Source organism: Sphingomonas sp. PAMC 26617 (assembly GCF_000242835.1).
Lineage (GTDB): Bacteria > Pseudomonadota > Alphaproteobacteria > Sphingomonadales > Sphingomonadaceae > Sphingomonas.
In genome coordinates, this window is the sequence record NZ_JH594425.1 from 1,565,126 (window position 1) to 1,583,340 (window position 18,215).

15 protein-coding genes and 1 tRNA gene are annotated in these 18,215 nt (G+C 65.7%); 12 read left to right on the plus strand and 4 right to left on the minus strand.

The features are described from left to right. Positions 1 to 149: 149 nt before the first annotated feature. The 9 genes from RH91_RS22085 (at position 150) to RH91_RS06855 (ending at position 6,630) form a co-directional block, all read left to right on the plus strand. A complete protein-coding gene (locus RH91_RS22085) occupies positions 150 to 296 on the plus strand; it encodes an aa3-type cytochrome c oxidase subunit IV (RefSeq protein WP_086010154.1) in 147 nt (48 codons plus the stop codon). A 1-nt stretch (position 297) separates the two neighbouring features. Continuing rightward, a complete protein-coding gene (locus tag RH91_RS06820; RefSeq protein ID WP_029623669.1) occupies positions 298 to 1,419 on the plus strand; it encodes an NAD(P) transhydrogenase subunit alpha in 1,122 nt (373 codons plus the stop codon). 3 nt (positions 1,420 to 1,422) lie between these two features. Further along, positions 1,423 to 1,671, plus strand: a complete 249-nt coding sequence (locus tag RH91_RS06825) for a type II toxin-antitoxin system HicA family toxin (protein WP_010161881.1) — start codon at positions 1,423 to 1,425, stop codon at positions 1,669 to 1,671. Next, a complete protein-coding gene (locus tag RH91_RS06830) occupies positions 1,668 to 1,883 on the plus strand; it encodes a type II toxin-antitoxin system HicB family antitoxin (protein WP_010161882.1) in 216 nt (71 codons plus the stop codon). Before RH91_RS06825 ends, RH91_RS06830 begins: the two co-directional genes overlap by 4 nt. A gap of 18 nt (positions 1,884 to 1,901) precedes the next feature. Further along, a complete protein-coding gene (locus RH91_RS06835; RefSeq protein ID WP_010161883.1) occupies positions 1,902 to 2,195 on the plus strand; it encodes an NAD(P) transhydrogenase subunit alpha in 294 nt (97 codons plus the stop codon). A 41-nt stretch (positions 2,196 to 2,236) separates the two neighbouring features. Continuing rightward, entirely contained in the window at positions 2,237 to 3,649 is a 1,413-nt protein-coding gene (locus tag RH91_RS06840) for an NAD(P)(+) transhydrogenase (Re/Si-specific) subunit beta (RefSeq protein WP_010161884.1), read from the plus strand. Positions 3,650 to 3,840: 191 nt separating this feature from the next. Beyond that, positions 3,841 to 4,803 carry a hypothetical protein gene (locus tag RH91_RS06845; RefSeq protein ID WP_010161885.1) on the plus strand — a complete coding sequence of 321 codons (963 nt, stop codon included), beginning with the start codon at positions 3,841 to 3,843 and terminating at the stop codon, positions 4,801 to 4,803. A 771-nt stretch (positions 4,804 to 5,574) separates the two neighbouring features. Further along, positions 5,575 to 5,650, plus strand: a tRNA-Val gene (locus RH91_RS06850). A gap of 53 nt (positions 5,651 to 5,703) precedes the next feature. Beyond that, on the plus strand, positions 5,704 to 6,630 hold the full coding sequence (locus tag RH91_RS06855; protein ID WP_010161886.1) for a glycosyltransferase family 32 protein: 927 nt from the start codon (positions 5,704 to 5,706) through the stop codon (positions 6,628 to 6,630). A gap of 8 nt (positions 6,631 to 6,638) precedes the next feature. Here RH91_RS06855 and RH91_RS06860 read toward each other — a convergent pair whose 3' ends face one another. Continuing rightward, positions 6,639 to 7,124, minus strand: coding sequence for an Lrp/AsnC family transcriptional regulator (locus RH91_RS06860; RefSeq protein ID WP_010161887.1), 486 nt, complete (start codon positions 7,122 to 7,124; stop codon positions 6,639 to 6,641). Positions 7,125 to 7,225: 101 nt separating this feature from the next. On the opposite strand from RH91_RS06860, the gene putA reads away from it, so the two are divergent. Beyond that, entirely contained in the window at positions 7,226 to 10,882 is a 3,657-nt protein-coding gene (putA, locus tag RH91_RS06865; RefSeq protein WP_010161889.1) for a trifunctional transcriptional regulator/proline dehydrogenase/L-glutamate gamma-semialdehyde dehydrogenase, read from the plus strand. Between the two features lie 114 nt (positions 10,883 to 10,996). On the opposite strand, the gene RH91_RS06870 is transcribed toward putA, so the two are convergent. The 3 genes from RH91_RS06870 to RH91_RS06880 are packed head-to-tail and all read right to left on the minus strand — an operon-like array spanning position 10,997 to position 15,269. Beyond that, the gene (locus tag RH91_RS06870; RefSeq protein ID WP_010161890.1) at positions 10,997 to 12,112 is read right to left on the minus strand and encodes an NADH:flavin oxidoreductase/NADH oxidase; all 1,116 of its coding nucleotides are present in this window, start codon (positions 12,110 to 12,112) and stop codon (positions 10,997 to 10,999) included. An 11-nt stretch (positions 12,113 to 12,123) separates the two neighbouring features. Continuing rightward, a complete protein-coding gene (locus RH91_RS06875) occupies positions 12,124 to 12,909 on the minus strand; it encodes a formate/nitrite transporter family protein (protein WP_010161891.1) in 786 nt (261 codons plus the stop codon). After that, the gene (locus tag RH91_RS06880) at positions 12,906 to 15,269 is read right to left on the minus strand and encodes an FdhF/YdeP family oxidoreductase (protein WP_010161892.1); all 2,364 of its coding nucleotides are present in this window, start codon (positions 15,267 to 15,269) and stop codon (positions 12,906 to 12,908) included. Before RH91_RS06880 ends, RH91_RS06875 begins: the two co-directional genes overlap by 4 nt. A gap of 659 nt (positions 15,270 to 15,928) precedes the next feature. Between RH91_RS06880 and RH91_RS06885 the strand changes: the two genes are divergently transcribed. After that, on the plus strand, positions 15,929 to 17,191 hold the full coding sequence (locus tag RH91_RS06885; RefSeq protein WP_232283427.1) for a tyrosine-type recombinase/integrase: 1,263 nt from the start codon (positions 15,929 to 15,931) through the stop codon (positions 17,189 to 17,191). Beyond that, on the plus strand, positions 17,188 to 18,215 hold a 1,028-nt coding region (locus RH91_RS06890; protein ID WP_010161894.1), incomplete at its 3' end, for a nuclease-related domain-containing protein. The genes RH91_RS06885 and RH91_RS06890, both read left to right, overlap by 4 nt.

Sequence of the window (18,215 nt, forward strand, 5' to 3'; positions counted from 1 at the left end):
CCCGAGTCTCGTTGTTCGCGATGAACGCATAAAGACAAGGTGTGAAAGCAGCCTTAAACGCCCCGCGACGGGACGGCCGGGACATCGCCGGGACGATATCGCCGGGGGTTGAGGGGTTGCGTGCCGCGGTCTAAGCAGGACGCAACGATATGACGAGGACCGAACCGATGGCGACCGAAAGTGATCTGCAAGTCCACCAGGCAACCTATGGCAAGGTCATCGGCGTGCTGAAATACGGTGCGATCGCGTGCTTCGTCATCGCGTTCGCGGTGGTGTGGCTGATCTCGGGCAAATAGGATAAAGATCGCCGTCCTGCGCGAGACCGCCGAGGGCGAGCGTCGCGTCGCCGCGACCGCCGAGACGGTCAAGAAATTCATCGCCCTGGGGGCGAGCGTCGCGGTGGAAGCGGGCGCTGGCGCCACTGCCTCGATCGCGGATGCCGACTATGCCGCGGCCGGCGCGACTGTCGCGGATCGCGCGGCGACGCTGGCGGGCGCGGCGATCGTGCTCGGGGTGCAGGGACCGTCCGCCGATACGCTGGCCGGGGCCGCGCCGGGAGCATGGCTGGTCGCCGCGCTCAACCCGTTCGCGGATCGCGCGCGGATCGACGGTTATGCGTCGGCGGGGATAGAGGCGCTCGCGATGGAATTCATGCCGCGCATCACGCGCGCGCAATCGATGGATATCCTGTCGTCGCAGTCGAACCTCGCGGGGTACAAGTCGGTGCTCGATGCGGCGGCGGCTTACGGTCGCGCGTTTCCGATGATGATGACCGCGGCGGGCACGGTGTCCGCCGCACGCGTGTTCGTGATGGGGGTCGGCGTCGCAGGCCTTCAGGCGATCGCCACCGCGCGGCGGCTCGGCGCGCAGGTGTCCGCGACCGACGTCCGCTCGGCCACGCGCGAGCAGATCCAGAGCCTCGGCGCAAAACCGATCTTCGTCGAGAATGTCGCGGGGATCGAGGGCGAGGGCTCGGGTGGCTATGCCGGCGAGATGAGTGCCGAATATCAGGCGGCGCAGGCCGAGCTGGTTTCCGGCCATATCGCCAAGCAGGACATCGTCATCACCACCGCGCTGATCCCGGGGCGCCCCGCGCCACGGCTGATCTCGGCGGCACAGGTCGCGAGCATGCGGCCCGGGTCGGTGATCGTCGATCTCGCGGTCGAGAGCGGCGGCAATGTCGAGGGTTCGGTCGCGGGCGAAACGGTCGTCGTGTCGGGCGTGACGATCGTCGGCCATCGCAACGTCGCCTCCCGGCTGGCGGCGGATGCGTCGGCGCTGTTCTCGCGCAACCTGTTCAATTTCCTGAGCGCCTTCTGGGACAAGGAGCAGGGCAAGCCGGTGCTCGACGACGAGATCGGCGACGCGATCCGGCTGACGCGGGACGGCAAGGTGGTGAACGCGCGGTTGTTGGGCTAGCGGTTGGCCTCCGCCGAGACCCTGCTCGAGCGGATGCGTGTCAATCCACGCGACTGGCGGATCGGGGATGTCGTAGCTTTATGCAATGGGTTCGACATCGCTTGCACACCGCCGCGCAAGGGATCACATTTCAAGGTGAAGCATATCGATATGGCCGAGATCCTGACCATCCCCGCGCACCGGCCGATCAAGCCTGTGTATATCCGGGCGTTGGTACGGTTCGTCGATGCCGTTCGGGAAGGGGCATCATGAATCCGTTCGATTACGAAGTCGACATCCTGCCGCTGTCGGTGGAAGACGGCGGGGGGTTCACGGCTGTGGCCCCCGAACTGCCGGGGTGTCGTTCCGATGGCGATACGCCGCAGGAAGCGCTCGACAATATTTACGATGCCATCGGGTGCTGGATCGAGGCGGCGCAGGAAATGGGGCGTCCAGTTCCGCAACCCCGCCGCGCCGCGGCCTGAACGGGAGACACGTACGTCATGGACTTCATCTCGATCCTGTCGATCTTCGTCATGGCCTGCTTTGTCGGCTATTACGTCGTCTGGTCGGTCACGCCTGCGCTTCACACGCCGCTGATGGCGGTGACCAACGCGATCTCCTCGGTCATCATCGTCGGCGCGCTGATCGCCTCGGCGGCGGAAGGGTCGGTCTTGTCGAAATGGCTCGGGCTGCTCGCGGTGGTGCTCGCGAGCGTCAACATCTTCGGCGGCTTCGCGGTGACGCAGCGGATGCTCGCGATGTACAAGAAAAAAGAGCGGCCGGTCGCGAAGTGATGCGGCATGGACGGCATATCGGGCGGGTAGGGGCTTAAGCGATGGAACATACGGCACCAGTCAATCCCTGGGTCGCGCTCGCGTATCTCGTCGCGGGGGTGTGCTTCATCCTCGCGCTGCGCGGCTTGTCGTCGCCCGCGACCGCGCAGCGCGGAAACCGGCTCGGCATGATCGGGATGGCGCTCGCGGTCGGGACGACGCTGTTCGCGCATCATCTCGCCTCGCCATTCGAGATCGGGATCGCGATGGCGATCGGCGCCGCGATCGGGATCGTCACCGCACGCAGAATCGCGATGACCGACATGCCGCAGCTCGTCGCGGCGTTCCATTCGCTCGTCGGCATGGCGGCGGTGCTGGTCGCGGCGGCAGCGTATCTCAACCCCGGCGCGTTCGGCATTCTGGGCGAGGACGGGCAGATCCTGACCGTTTCGCGGATCGAGATGGGGCTCGGCATCGCGATCGGCGCGATCACCTTCTCAGGGTCCGTGATCGCGTTCCTCAAGCTCAACGGCAACATGTCGGGCAAGCCGATCCTGCTGCCCGGACGCCACGTCATCAACATCGCGGTGCTGGTCGCGATCCTCGGCCTCGTCGGCTATTTCACGCAGGACCAGAGCGCGTGGGTGTTCTGGACGATCACGGCGCTCAGCTTCGTCATCGGCTTCCTGCTGATCGTGCCGATCGGCGGCGCGGACATGCCGGTCGTCGTGTCGATGCTCAACAGCTATTCGGGCTGGGCCGCCGCGGCGATGGGATTCACGCTCCACAACAGCGCGATGATCATCACCGGCGCGCTGGTCGGATCGTCCGGCGCGATCCTCAGCTACATCATGTGCAAGGCGATGAACCGCAGCTTCATCAGCGTCATCGCGGGCGGCTTCGGCGGCGATGCGGCAGCAGCAGGTGGCGAAGCGAAGGAACAGCGCCCGTGGAAGCGTGGTTCGGCCGACGACGCGGCGTTCCTGCTCGGCCAGGCGGAACAGGTCATCATCGTCCCCGGCTACGGCATGGCGGTCAGCCAGGCGCAGCACGCGCTGCGCGAAATGGGCGACAAGCTCAAGGAACACGGCGTCCGCGTGAAATATGCGATCCATCCGGTGGCGGGGCGCATGCCGGGGCATATGAACGTGCTGCTCGCGGAAGCGAACGTGCCGTATGACGACGTGTTCGAGCTGGAGGACATTAACAGCGAGTTCGCGCAGACCGACATTGCCTTCGTCATCGGCGCGAACGACGTGACCAACCCCGCCGCCAAGACCGACAAGACCTCGCCGATCTACGGCATGCCGGTGCTCGACGTCGAAAAGGCGAAGACGGTACTGTTCATCAAGCGCTCGATGGGCGGGGTCGGCTATGCCGGCGTCGACAACGATGTGTTCTACATGGACAATACGATGATGCTGCTGGGCGATGCCAAAAAGATGGTCGAGGAAATCGTCAAGTCGCTCGACTGAGCAAGATGGCCCGGAGATCCTTGGTCCAGAGTTGGCATGCATCGCTCCGAACTGGAGGGAAGCGGCGGCGTCTTTTCGTAAATTGACTGTGCATGCCACCATAATGGTGCAATCATGACTGTCGGTCCTCCCAATATTGCGTAATTTACACATAAATCGGCTGGACAATACCGCATCTGGGGGGAGCGGGGATGATGCAGGCGCTTACCGCACTCGAAGCTTCCGCCGATGCAGGCGCAGATCCTCTGCGCAGGAGCGACCCGTCGATCCTGCTGATCGCGGATGCGGACGGGGGTGCCGATGGCCGCGCCGCCGCGATTGCGACCGGTGCCCGTTGGCTCGGCGAGGTTGCGTGGGCGGATATGCGCGCGCGGCTCGAGCAGCAGGGGCTGGTCAGCGTCGTGCTGGCCGAGACTCAGGGCGTGTCGGACGACCTGCTCGAACAGATGCTTCCGGCCTTGCTCGCCTTTGCGGAAAGCGGGGAGACCAGGCTGGTCATCGTGCTCGAGCCAGCGCAGATCGATCTGGTCAGCGCAATGCTCGGAATGGCCCCGGTCGACCTGTTGTGCGCCGCATCGATCGGCGACCGGATCGCCGCTCTTTCGATCGCGCTTCATCAGGCGCTGCCGCGGCTGCACGATGTCGGCGGGACGAGCGAAACCGCCCGCCTGCTGCGGCTGAACGAGGAAATCGCGCGCATCGCCGAGACGCTGACGCGCCTGATCCGTGGCGACGATGACGTCGGCGTTCGCGGCGTGGGCGAACCGGGTTCGAGCTATCGAGCCGCGAGCACCCCCGCCCGCGCCGAAATCCGCGTGCGCGACGTGCGCGACGCGATCCGGGCGCGGCGGTTGCGGGACCAGGTGTTCGGCACCGGTCTGTTCGAGGATCCGGCGTGGGACATGCTGCTCGACCTGTTCGCGGCGGAGCTCGAGCGGGTTCAGGTGTCGGTGTCGAGCCTGTGCATCGCCGCAGCCGTCGCGCCGACCACCGCGCTGCGCTGGATCGCGCGGATGACCGAGGCGGGTCTGTTCGAGCGCCGCCCCGACCCGTTCGACCGCCGACGCGCGTTCATGGCGCTGTCCGCACGGGCTAGCGCGGGCATGCGCTCTTATGTGGAGGCCGTGCGCCAGGCGGGGACCGGAATCGCGTGATCCGCTGATCTTCCGCCCGACCATCGCAGGACAATGGCGTAATCGCGGCTGATGGGGGTGGTACCGAGTACGCTACGGCACCGCGGTTGCGCAAATCGACCCTATCAGAACGACAGCGCCAACTGCGGAAACGATGCCCAGAGCTGCGCCCAACCGGTCATTGCCTGATACAAGGCTACTGGCCGCAGCAGCAATAACGATCACGGCGAAAGCCATTGCCGGGACTACCCATATTAGAGTTTCAGCGCCCACTTCTGTTTCTCCCCCACTTGGATACTTATCACGAAGTTGCTGTCTGAAGAGCGATTTTACAGTGCCGTTACGGACCGCGGTGGGACAGGGAATTTCGATGCGATCATCTCGCCCCCCGCCTCGACCGCCAGTGGACCATGCGCGTCGCGTTTGCCGCGGAATGAAGCGAGTTCTTTTATTTGCGTTGAGAGCCGCTCTGGCGAAGCACCTGAGAGTCGCCCCGATGGACTTCGGCCACGCCGTGCCGAGCGTTACGCCGTGCTCGACAACCGGTGATTGCAGCGTCCCGAGCCTCTGGTCGGGCGGGCCTGGTTCATCACCCCATAAGTACTGGTAAAACTAACGGGCCCGGTCACGCTACGGCATCGCCTCCGCTGTGACCATTACGGGGTTCGGGAACAGCTCGGGACTGCTATCTCCGCACTCCTCCGTTCGTTTCCGTTTCGATCCTGGCCGTTTGCAGAATCGCAAGCTTGCTCGCAGCGAAAAGCGCGCTATTACGCGGGTTCCCTGTCCGGGGGGCGATTAGCTCAGTTGGTAGAGCGTCTCGTTTACACCGAGAATGTCGGCGGTTCGAGCCCGTCATCGCCCACCACCCCCTGAACATATGCTCGATCTTCTGCCCTTGGCGGCGCGCGTTGCCCGCTCATGGCGCATATGCAATATGAGCGCATGCTGCTGTCCGACATTCCGTTTCTTGGTGCGCTCCATGCGACGCGGCGGCGTCGGCGGGAGGAGCATTGGGCACAGGCGCTGCTGGCGGTGCCGATGGGAACCGCGATCCCGCGAATCGTGCACCAGACCTACGCCACGGATGCCTTGCCCGAGGCGATCCGGGTCGGGCGGGAAGACGCGATCGCGCAAAACCCGGACTGGGATTTCCGGCTCTATTCGGACGACGCGATCGAGACCTTCATCGGGTCTACTTACGGCGCACAGGTTCTGTCGGTCTATCGCCTGCTGCGCCCCGAATATGGCGCGGCGCGCGCGGATCTGTTCCGCTATCTCCTGATTTATGCGCTGGGCGGCGCATATCTTGACATCAAGAGCCGTTTCACCGGACCGATCAACGCCGCGATCCGGGGCAATGAATCCTTCATCCTCGCGCAATGGCGCAACGGGCCGGGCGAGCTCCATTTCAACATGGGGTTGCTGGACGATATTGCCGACATCCCCGGTGGCGAATATCAGCAATGGCATGTCATCGGCGTGGCGGGCCATCCGTATCTGCGCGCGGTGATCGCCGCGGTGCTCGCCAATATCGAGACCTACAGCCCGTGGATGACCAATGTCGGGCGGATCGGCGTGCTGCGGCTGACCGGGCCGATCGCCTATACCCGCGCGATCCATCCGATCCGCGACGCCTATCCCCACGTCCTGGCGAAGAACGAGACGCAATTCTCGCTGGAATATAGCGGATACAAGCGCGCGACGGTGTTTGCGGCGGCGCATTATTCGACGCTGACAACGCCGATCGTCCGGCGCGGCCTGGCCTCGGCGGTGTCCGGCTGGGTGTTCCGGCAGACCTTGCGGCTGACCGGTCGCACCCCCGACGGCGGGGTCGCCTGGCAATAAGCCCCGCGCTACCGATCCTGGTCGAGGATCGTTTCCATCGCGACGAAGGTCGAGGTGCTCGCGACATGCGGCAGGCTCGAGATCTTCTCGCCCAGGACGTAGCGATAGCGGCGGATGTCGGTGGTGCGGACCTTGAGCAGATAATCGAAGCTGCTTGCGATCAGATGGCATTCCTCGACCTCCGGAATCCGCCGGACCGCCGCGTTGAAATCGCGGAGCGCGGCTTCGCGCGTGTCGGACAGTTTGACCTCGGTGAAGGCGACATGGTCGAGCCCCAGCTTGGCGCGGTTGGTCACCGCGCGGAAGCCGAGGATATAGCCGTCGTCGATCAGCCGCTTCAGCCGAACCTGCGTCGGCGTCTTCGACAGACCGATCCGCGCGGCGAGATCGGTAACGGTCATTCGGCCGTCCTGCGCCAACAGGTCGATGATGGCGGTGTCGAACCGGTCAAGATCACTCTTATGAGCGCCAGTTGCAGACGTATCGTCTTTCATGAGGCGATAATGCGGGTGATATGCGATCTTTATCAAGCCCTTTAAGCCAGACTTCCCATACGCTCGGCTGGTATGACGGCGTATCCAGCCCGAGGATCGCCATGACCACCGACCAGCCGACGCCCTTCGCCCGTTTCGCGCCGATGATCCGGACCCCCGACCCGCTCCGCACCGCGATCACCGCGGCCATTCGCACGCCCGAGCCGGTCTGCGTCCCCCCACTGGTCGAAGCTGCGACCGTCTCCGACACGGTCCGCCGCGCCTCGGCCGGGACTGCCCGCGCGCTGATCGAGGGGTTGCGCGGATCGAAGGCGCGCGGCGGCGTGCAGGCGCTGGTCCAGGAATATGCGCTGTCGAGCCAGGAAGGCGTCGCCTTGATGTGTCTCGCGGAGGCGCTGCTCCGCATCCCCGACACCGCGACGCGCGATGCGCTGATCCGCGACAAGATCGGTGGGGGGGACTGGGCATCGCATATCGGCGACGGGCGCTCGCTGTTCGTCAACGCCGCGACCTGGGGACTGGTCGTCACGGGCAAGCTGACCGCGAGTGCGGACGACCGGGGCCTCGCGACCGCGCTGACGCGGCTGGTCGCGCGCGTCGGCGAACCGGTGATCCGCCGCGGCGTCGATCTCGCGATGCGGATGATGGGCGAGCAGTTCGTCACTGGCCAGACGATCGACGAGGCGCTGCGGCATGCAAAGGGTCGCGAGGCGCGCGGCTACGGCTTCTCCTACGACATGCTCGGCGAGGCGGCGACGACCGCGGCAGACGCGGCGCGCTATCTGCGCGATTACGAACAGGCGATCCACGCGATCGGCACGGCGTCGGCAGGGCGCGGAGTCTATGGTGGGCCGGGGATCTCGATCAAGCTGTCCGCGCTCCACCCGCGCTACAGCCGCGCGCAGGCGGGCCGCGTGATCAGCGAATTGCTGCCGATCGTGCGCGGGCTCGCCTTGCTCGCCAAGGGCTACGACATTGGCTTCAACATCGATGCCGAGGAATCGGACCGGCTCGAACTGTCGCTCGACCTGCTCGAGGCGCTCGCCGAGGATCCCGCGCTCGACGGGTGGAAGGGGTTGGGCTTCGTCGTCCAGGCGTATGGCAAGCGCTGCCCGCTGGTGATCGACTTCGTCATCGCGCTCGCGCGGCGGACCGGGCGGCGGATCATGATCCGGCTGGTCAAGGGCGCCTATTGGGATGCCGAGATCAAGCGCGCTCAGGTCGACGGCCTCTCGGGCTATCCGGTCTATACGCGCAAGATCTACACCGACGTCGCGTACATCGCGTGCGCGCGCAAACTGCTGGCGGCGCGCGACGCGGTGTTCCCGCAATTCGCGACTCACAATGCGCAGACGCTGTCGACGATCTACCAGCTTGCGGGCGAGGACTTCGTCGTCGGCGATTACGAGTTCCAGTGCCTCCATGGGATGGGCGAGCCGCTCTATGACCAGGTCGTCGGCGCGAATGGCCTCGCGCGCCCGTGCCGGGTCTATGCCCCGGTGGGCACGCACGAGACGCTGCTCGCGTATCTCGTCCGCCGCCTGCTCGAGAACGGCGCGAACTCGTCGTTCGTCAACCGGATCGGCGATCCTGCGGTGCCGATCGAGGACCTGATCGCCGATCCGGTCGAGATCGTCCGCGCGATGCCGGTGCCCGGCGCGCCGCATGACGAGATCGCGCTGCCCGCGGACATTTACGGCGCGCGCTGCAATTCCGCCGGGCTCGACTTGAGCGACGAGGCGAGCCTGCTCGCGCTTGGCCGCGCGCTGGTTGCGAGCGCGCAGCAGGACTGGCGCGCGGGCGTCGACGACGGTCGCGCGCCGGTGCTCGTCCGCAACCCTGCCGACCACCGGGATATCGTCGGCCGCGTGTTCGAGCATAGCGATGCCGAGGCGACCGCCGCGGTGGAGCGTGCGGCCGGTGCCGCGGCATTGTGGGCCGCGACCCCGGTCGGCGACCGTGCCGCCTGCCTCGATCGCGCGGCGGACCAACTCGAACAGACCATGCCAACGCTGATGGGGCTGATCATGCGCGAGGCGGGCAAATCCGCCGCCAACGCGATCGCTGAGGTGCGCGAAGCGGTCGATTTCCTGCGCTATTATGCGATGCAGGCGCGGGAGACACTGGGTGGTGCGACCCCGCTCGGGCCGATCGCGTGCATCAGCCCGTGGAACTTCCCGCTCGCGATCTTCACCGGGCAGATCGCCGCCGCGCTGGTCGCGGGCAACCCGGTCGTCGCCAAGCCCGCGCAGCCGACTCCGCTGATCGCTGCCGAAGCCGTGCGGATCCTCCATGCGGCGGGGGTGCCCGAAGCGGTCGTCCAGCTCGTGCTCGGCGATGGCGCAGTCGGCGCCGCGCTGGTCGGCGCGCCCGTCACCGCGGGGGTGATCTTCACCGGATCGACCGGGGTCGCGCGGACGATCCAGCGCCAGCTCGCCGGGCGGCTCACCGCGCAGGGCACGCCAATCCCGCTGATCGCCGAGACCGGCGGGCAGAATGCGATGATCGTCGATTCGTCCGCGCTGGCGGAGCAGGTCGTCGGCGACGTGCTTGCGTCCGCGTTCGACAGCGCGGGGCAGCGCTGTTCGGCGCTGCGCGTGCTATGCCTGCAGGAGGAGGTCGCGGATCGGACGCTGTCGATGCTGCGCGGCGCGGTGGCGGAGCTGGAGATCGGCAAGACCGACCGGCTCGCGGTCGACATCGGCCCGGTCATCACCGCACAGGCGCGCGACGGGATCGAGGATCACATCGCGCGGATGAAGCACGCGGGGCACCGCGTCGAGCAGGCGCGGCTTGCGCCCGAGACCGAACTCGGCACCTTCGTCGCGCCGACGATCATCGAGATCGACGATATCGCGCAGATCGGGCGCGAGGTGTTCGGGCCGGTGCTCCATGTGCTGCGCTATCGTAGCGGCGGGCTGGACGCGTTGATCGATTCGATCAACGCGACCGGCTACGGGCTGACCTTCGGGCTCCACACCCGGCTCGACGCGACGATCGAGCACGTGACGCGACGGATCGGCGCGGGGAACCTTTACGTCAACCGCAACACGATCGGCGCAGTGGTCGGGGTTCAGCCGTTCGGCGGGCGCGGGCTTTCCGGGACCGGGCCGAAGGCAGGCGGACCGATGTACCTCACGCGCCTGGTGCAGGCGTCCGCAGCTGCCACGCCGTCGGAGGCAGGCACGGGCGATCCCGTCGCGCAGGTGCTGTCGACCTGGCTCGGGACGCAAGGCGAGCCCGACATGGCGGCGGCGGTCGGCGCAATCGCGGATCGCTCACGGCTTGGCTATGCCGTCGAGCTGGCCGGTCCAGTCGGAGAGACCAACCGCTACGCGCTCCACCCGCGCGGGCGGATCGCGGTCATCGCGCGGACCGCTCACGGGCTCTGGCGGCAGATCGGCGCGGTGCTTGCGACCGGGAACCATGCGGTGGTGATCCCGGGCGGACCGCTCGCGGTGGCCCCGGCGGGCCTGCCTGCGGCAGTGGCGGCGCGGATCAGCTGGCCGACGCAGGGGCTTGCCGAGGTCGATGCGCTGGCAGGCGCGCTGGTCGAGGGGGATGCGGCGGACGTCGCCACCGCGTCGCATGCGCTGGCTGCACGCGACGGCGCGATCGTTTCGCTTCAGGCGGCGTCGAGCGAGACGCTCGTGACGCGGGCGGACGCGTATCGGCTCGACTGGCTGTGCGAGGAAGTGTCGGTTTCGATCAACACCACCGCGGCCGGCGGGAATGCGAGCCTGATGACGCTTGCCTGACGGGGCAGGCGTAGTGGGCGAGAGGGGGAGCGCAGCATTCGTCGCCGAATGCACTCCCCCGGCCACGGCCTGCGTCAACAGATAGCCAATAGCCCTGAATTGAAGCGCTGGCGGCTATCGCGCCGCTGGTGGCTGCAGCAGGTCCTTATACTGGCGCGGCTGCGAGCGGAGATACTGGTTGGGCGCGACAACCGTGCCGCCGAGCGCGGCGGCGGCGTGCCATGGCCAGTGCGGATCGTATAGGATCGTGCGCGCCAGCGCGATGAGGTCGGCGTCGCCGGTCCCGACGATCGCCTCGGCCTGTTCGGGCTCGGTGATCAGTCCGACCGCGACGACCGGAATCTCGACCGCCTGCTTGACGGCGCGGGCTAGCGGGACCTGATAGTTCGGCCCGACCGGGATCTGTTGTCCTGCATCGAGCCCGCCGCTCGACACGTGGATCGCCGAACACCCGCGTGCCTCCAAGGCCTGGGAGAAGGCGACGGTTTCCGCGATATCCCAGCCGCCAGCGACCCAGTCGGTGCCGGAGACGCGCATCGTCACTGGCTTGCCCGCCGGGAATGCCGCGCGAACGGCATCGAACACCTCGAGCGGGAAGCGCATCCGGTTTTCGAGGCTGCCGCCATAGGCGTCGTCGCGCCTGTTCGAGAGAGGCGAGAGGAATTGATGCAAAAGGTAGCCATGCGCGCCGTGGAGCTGCACGAGATCGAGCTCGAGATCGGCGGCGCGCTTCGTCGCGGCGACGAACGCGTCGCGCACCCGCACCATTCCGTCGCGGTCGAGCGCGACCGGGGCGGTATCGTCCGTCCCGAAACCAAGCCCCGAGGGGGCGACCGTCTGCCAGCCATTGGCCAAATTCGGTGCGATCTGCGCGCCGCTTCGCCACGGTAGGTCGGTCGATGCCTTGCGCCCGGCGTGTGCGAGCTGGATCCCGACCGGCATGTCCGAATGCCGGCGGACGCTGTCCAACGTTCGCCCGATCGCCGCCTGCGTCGCGTCGTCGTACAGACCCACGTCGCCGTAGGTGATCCGTCCTTCCGGGACCACCGCCGCCGCCTCGATCGTCAGGAGACCCGCCCCGGACAGCGCAAGCTGCCCAAGGTGAATCAGATGCCAGTCAGTCATGCAGCCGTCGACCGCCGAATATTGGCACATCGGCGCGATCACGATCCGGTTGGCGAGCGTCAGCCCGTCGATCGTGAGCGGTTCGAACAGACGCGGTCCCGGCATGGCTCAGTCCTCTACTTGGCGACTGCGACCGCGTCGGTCCGCGACGCCATCAGATAACCGCCACAGACGAACACCAGCCCGCCGATCGCATTGCCGAGCGATACGATTGCAAGGTTGCGCGCCATTCCTGAGATGCTGATCGACGGATGGTCGACGAGCAGGCCAAGCGTAAGGCCGGTCATGTTGGCGACCGAATGCTCGAACCCGGCCGCGACGAAGGCGAGCAGGATCCACGCCATCGCGATACACTTGGCGGCATCGCCCTGCATCCGCGCTGCGGTCCAGATCGCGAGGCAGACGAGCCAGTTGCACAGGATTGCGCGGCACAGCAGCGCAAGCGCGCTCGCCTCGACCTTGTGCGCCACATAGGCGTGGAACATCGTATCGGCATTGGCGAAAATGGCACCGCCGCCGCCGGCCGCAAAGAGGACCGACAGGATGATGCCGCCGACCAGATTGCCGATCCACACCACGACGATCATCTGCACGGCTTCCCACAGCGTGATCGTACGATGCGCGAGCCCGAAGCCGAGATACATGACGTAGCCGGTGAACAACTCGGCCCCGGCAAAGACCGTCAGGATCAGGCCGATCCCGAAGGTCGCGCCCATGACCAGCGGCCTGACCCCGGCGGGAAGCCCCGCGCCAGTGCTGAGCGCAAGGATCATCGCGATCCCGATATACGTCCCCGCGAGCATTGCGCCCGCGAAGAAGCCGAGCGGGGAGCGCCGCAACGCCACGGCCTTTGCCGCGGCAAGTTTTGCGTACGCTTCGATCGTGTTGGCGTAGCCGCTCATGCCGGCACGCGCTTCGTCTTACCGACGACGCCCGCACGGGCGACACCGATTTCGGAACCGAGATCGGCGCCGGCCGGGCGGACCGTTACCGGGATCGACTTGTACGATGGGGTAAAGCTTTGCGGATCATGGTCTTCGAGCGCGATCAAGGGCTGGGTCTCCGGATAATAGGATGCACAGCACCCTTTAGGGAGCGCGTAACGCACCACCATCAATTTCTGCACCACGCGATCTTCGCGGGCGAATTCGAGCGCGGTCGCGATGTCGACGATGTCGCCCTCGGCGAGGCCAAGCCGCGCCATGTCGGTCTCGTTCATGAACAGCACGTCGCGCCGGCCGAACACCCCGCGATAGCGATCATCGAGACTGTAGACCGTGGTGTTATACTGGTCATGCGCGCGGATCGTGGTGAGCCGCAGGAGATCCGGGTCGCCGTTGGTCGAATCATCCTCGAGCGTCGGGGTGGGGATGAAGTTCGCCTTCTTGTTCTCGGTGTTCCAGATCCGCAGCGCGGCCGAATTGGTCAAGTGGAACCCGCCGGGCATACGCACGCGGCGGTTGTAGTCGACGAAATCGGGGAAGACCGCCTCGATCTTGTCGCGGATCAGGTCGTAATTGCCGACATACGCGTCCCAATCGATCCCGCCCCTGCCCTTGAGCGTCGCCTTGGCGATCTGCCCGACGATCCAGATCTCGGACTTCACATTCTCGCCCGGCGGCCGCAGGAACCCGCGCGAGGCGTGGACCATCGACATCGAATCCTCGACCGTCACCGATTGCGGGCCATCCGCCTGCTCGTCGAGCTCGGTCCGCCCGAGGCACGGCAGGATGTAGGTCGCCTTCGCCATCAGCAGATGCGTACGGTTGAGCTTTGTCGTGATGTGGACCGCGAGATCCATGTTGCGGAACCCCTCGGCGCACGCCTGCGGGTCCGACGAAGCGATCGCGAGATTGCCGCCGAGGCAGACGATCGCCTTGGCCTTGCCGTCGCGCATCGCGGCGATGCTCTCGACCACCGAATGGCCGTCGTTCCGCGGCGGCTCGAAGCCGAACACGTCGCGCATCCGGTCGAGGAAGGCGGGCTTTGGGCGCTCGGTGATGCCGACGGTGCGGTCGCCCTGGACGTTGCTGTGGCCGCGCAAGGGGCAGATCCCTGCGCCCGCGCGACCCATGTTGCCGCGCATCAGCAGCAGGTTGGCGATCTGCTGGACGTTGCTGGTGCCGGTGCGCTGCTGCGTGATCCCCATGCCGTAGCAGCAGATCGTCGCCTTGGAAGCGGCGTAGATGTCCGCCACGCCCTCGAGCTCGGCGCGGGTCAGCCCGCTGCCACGCTCGATCGCCTCCCAGGTCGTTTCGCGCAGGTCGGCGATATAGGCGTCGATCCCGGCGGTATGTTCGGCGATGAAGACATGGTCGAGCACCGGCTCAGTGCCTTCGGTCGCTGCCGCCGCGTCATCGAGCGCGACCAGCGCCTTGGCGATTCCCTTGATCGCGGCTGCATCGCCGCCGATCTTGACCTGCAGATAGGTGCTCGCGATCGGGGTCGACCCGCCGGTCGCCATCTCGACCACCGACTGCGGCGATTCGAAGCGTTCGAGCGAGCGTTCCTTGAGCGGGTTTAAGACGACGATCTTTCCCCCGCGCTTCGACACTTCGCGCAGCGTCGCCATCATCCGCGGGTGGTTGGTGCCCGGGTTGTGGCCGAACGACAGGATCAGATCGGCGTGATCGAAATCCTCGAGGCTGACCGTGCCCTTGCCGATCCCGATCGACTTGGGGAGGCCGACCGACGTTGCCTCGTGACACATGTTCGAGCAATCGGGGAAATTGTTGGTGCCGTACAGCCGGACGAACAACTGGAGCAGGAACGCCGCTTCGTTCGAGCAGCGGCCCGAGGTGTAGAATTCGGCCTGGTCGGGATGTGGCACCGCCGCGAGCCCTGCGCCGATCTCGGAAAGTGCGTCGTCCCAGCTGACGACTTCATAATGGTCGGTCGCGGCATTGTAGCGCAGCGGTTCTGTGACGCGGCCCTGATCCTCGATCCAGTGATCGCTCTGCTTCCAGATGTCCTCCACCGCATGTTCGGCGAAGAAGTCCGCGCCGATCCGTTTGGCGGTCGATTCCCAAGCGACGGCTTTCGCGCCATTCTCGCAGAATTCGAACGAGGAGGTGTGCTTGGGGTCGGGCCACGCGCAGCTCGGGCAGTCGAAGCCATGCGGCTGGTTCGACTTGAGCAGCGTCTGCGCACCGCTGGTGACGATCTGCTGCGCCTTGAGCGAGATCGCGACCGCCTTGAGCGCACCCCAACCGCCGGCAGGGCCGGTATAATCCTTGATACCTTCGGGACGCTTGGTTGCCACGGTAAATCTCCGGCGCGCACGAGCGGCGCGGCTGTCAGGGGCGGGCGCTGCATTCGGGCCCTTACAGGCAGCGCGATATGCAAGCTACGCGCTTGGGGAAAGACAAGAATTCCTCAAACGGTGATCGGGTTAATTCGTGGAACGGTTCCGTGGTCGCCGTCGCGTGCGAACGGGCAACCCAACGATACACGACGACAACGAGCGTGTTACAAAGTGATCGGTTCAGTCAACCATCGCCGTCCCGTTTGTTTCCATCGGCATCGTCACGCGCCGCCCGCGGATGCGCGCCGGAAATTCTCGCTGAAGGCTACCGAGATTGCGCTGCGGCCGTTCGCCGCAGATGTTCCCCCGCCGCGCTGCGATCCCCCCGAAGGGAGATCGCGCGACGACGATAGGAGAAACTGGTGCTGCCGGTGAGGATTGAACTCACGACCTCAGCCTTACCAACGATCGAAACCCGTCTTTCCGTGCATCGCCGATTATGCGCTTGTCCTTATTTTATAACTCTATAACAGGCACTAAGCTAAATCGAACCTACTCATTTGCAACCGACGCTATCCAGCAACCCTCTTACGCCCTTATTACTTTTCATAGCGCTCTGACTGACGTAATATCGCTTTCAGAGGTTGAGCGTTATGCCCGGTAAATTGACTACGCACATGATCGAAAGTGCAAAGGTGCCCAGGGAGGGGCAGGCCTTTTTGTGGGATGGCGAACTCAAGGGGTTCGGCGTGCGGGTCGGTCCCACCGGCGTGAAATCGTACGTCCTCCAATATCGGAACCCGGACGGGCGGCTGCGTCGCAGCGTCTATGCGCGATTTCCGGTCTTCAGTGTCGATCAAGCCCGCAAAGAGGCGATCAGAATGCTCGCGGATATCACGCGCGGCCTCGATCCGGCTGACGAGAAAGAGGCGAAGCGTGCGGCGCCGACCATCGGGGATGTCTGCGACTGGTATCTTGAGGAAGCCGAGGCCGGTCGTCTGCTCGGGCGCCGACGCCTGCCTATCAAGGCTTCGACCGTCCGGATGGAGCGCAGCCGGATCGATCGGCATATCCGCCCGCTGATCGGCCACCGAAAGGTGACTGGGTTGAAGCCGGCCGACATTGAGTCGATGCAAGCCGATATTGCTGCCGGAAAGAGCGCTGCCGACAAGGGCAAGGGGCGTGGCCGGTCGACGACGGGCGGTAGTGGCGCGGCCTCGCGCGTGATTTCGACGCTGCACTCTATGTGCGAGCACGCGGTCCGCCTGGGCATCATCGGCAGCAATCCCGCAAAGGGCGCCCGCCGGATGGCCAGCAGCCGCCGAACGCGGCGATTGAGCGCGATTGAACTCGGGAAGCTCGGCGCCGTGATGCAACTCGCGTCCACGCGTGACGAGAAAGCGACGGGCCTCGCTGCCGTGCGACTGATCGCGCTCACCGGCTTCCGGTTGTCCGAGGCCCAAGAGCTCGAACGCTCCTGGGTCGACCCCGAAGGTAGTGCCGTCCACTTCCCGGATACGAAGTCCGGTGCACAGGATCGCCCGGTGGGGAAGGCGGCGCTAGCAGTGCTCGAAGCGCAGCCTGAGTTGGCCGGGTGCCCGTTCGTCTTTCCCTCCGACTATGGAGACAGCCACTACAAGCAGGTGCCCGACGTGCTGCAGCGCCTCTGCATCGCCGCCCGTATCGAGGGCGTCACAGCCCATACGCTGCGCCACACGTTCAGCAGCGTCGCCGGTGACATGGGCTATTCGGAGCTGACGATCGCGGCGCTGCTTGGACACGGGAAGCGTGGCGTCACCCAAGGGTACATTCACATCGAAGAGGGCTTGCGCGAAGCCGCTGACAGGGTCTCCGTGAAAATCGCCGATTTGCTTGACGGCCGCGCCAGCAGTGTTCGGGACGAGTGCGAAGCCAAAATCGAACAGGCGCTCGCTGCATGATCGCCAAGCCGCGCAATGGCCGTCTTCCCCCGGCAAGCGTTCCAAGCACTGGAAAAATCTATATCGGCGACGCCATCATTCATGGCTCCGAGCGCGTCCTTGTATCGCGCTTGGTCGAGATGCTGGAAAACGAGCGTGAGGCCTATGTGCTGATCGCCAATTGCCAGTTTGGCGGTCGGCAGATCGATTGCATCGTTGCCACGGCGCATCGGGTGGTGGTCTTTGAGGTCAAGGCATCGCGTTGGCCCGTTCGGGGCGGTATCAACGGCCAGTGGAAGCGGCGTCAGCCGGATGGCGGCGAGACTAACTACGCCAACGCCTACGCCCAGGCGCTCCACGCCAAGAATTCGTTGCGCGATGCCATGTCGATCGGAGGCTCGCTCGGCGCGTGGTATCCCCATGCTCGCGTTGTGTTCACGACGGGCATTCCAGCGGGGTCAGCGCTTACAGCCGGCGACCACAAGGTGGGAATCGTCGCGATGGACGCGCTCAATCTTCAGGCGACCGCGACCGGCACTCCTTGGGCGCTTGAGCGGTGGCATGCCTTTGCTCGCCACCACCAGCTGATACCTGCATCGCTGGCAGAAACGGTGGCGCCGCCGGATCTCAACGAGTCCTTTGCGCTTCTGGCCAGCTTCCGGGACGCCGTGGAGACCGAATACTCGCGCGACGGAAAGCGCTGGCTAGCCGAGACCGATGCTGAGTCGGAGACGTTGATCGCCTCCGTCCTTGCTGGCCCAGGCGCTTTCGTTTCCGGACCGTCAGGGTGCGGCAAGACCTTGCTCGCACGCAGGGCCGCTGCCCAACTCGCGGCTGACGGCACGACCGTACTGTTTCTCTCGGCAAGGCTCTATGGCGGGTCATGGCAAGCGATGGTCCGGCGCGAAGTATCGCTGCTCTCCGGTAGCACTCCGGATCGCGTCTATCGCGCGGCGCGCCGCGCCGGCATGCCGGTCGCGATCTTGTTGGATGGTTTGAATGAGTTGCCAGACGCCGATGACGCGCTTCGCGGTCTGCGCGCCTT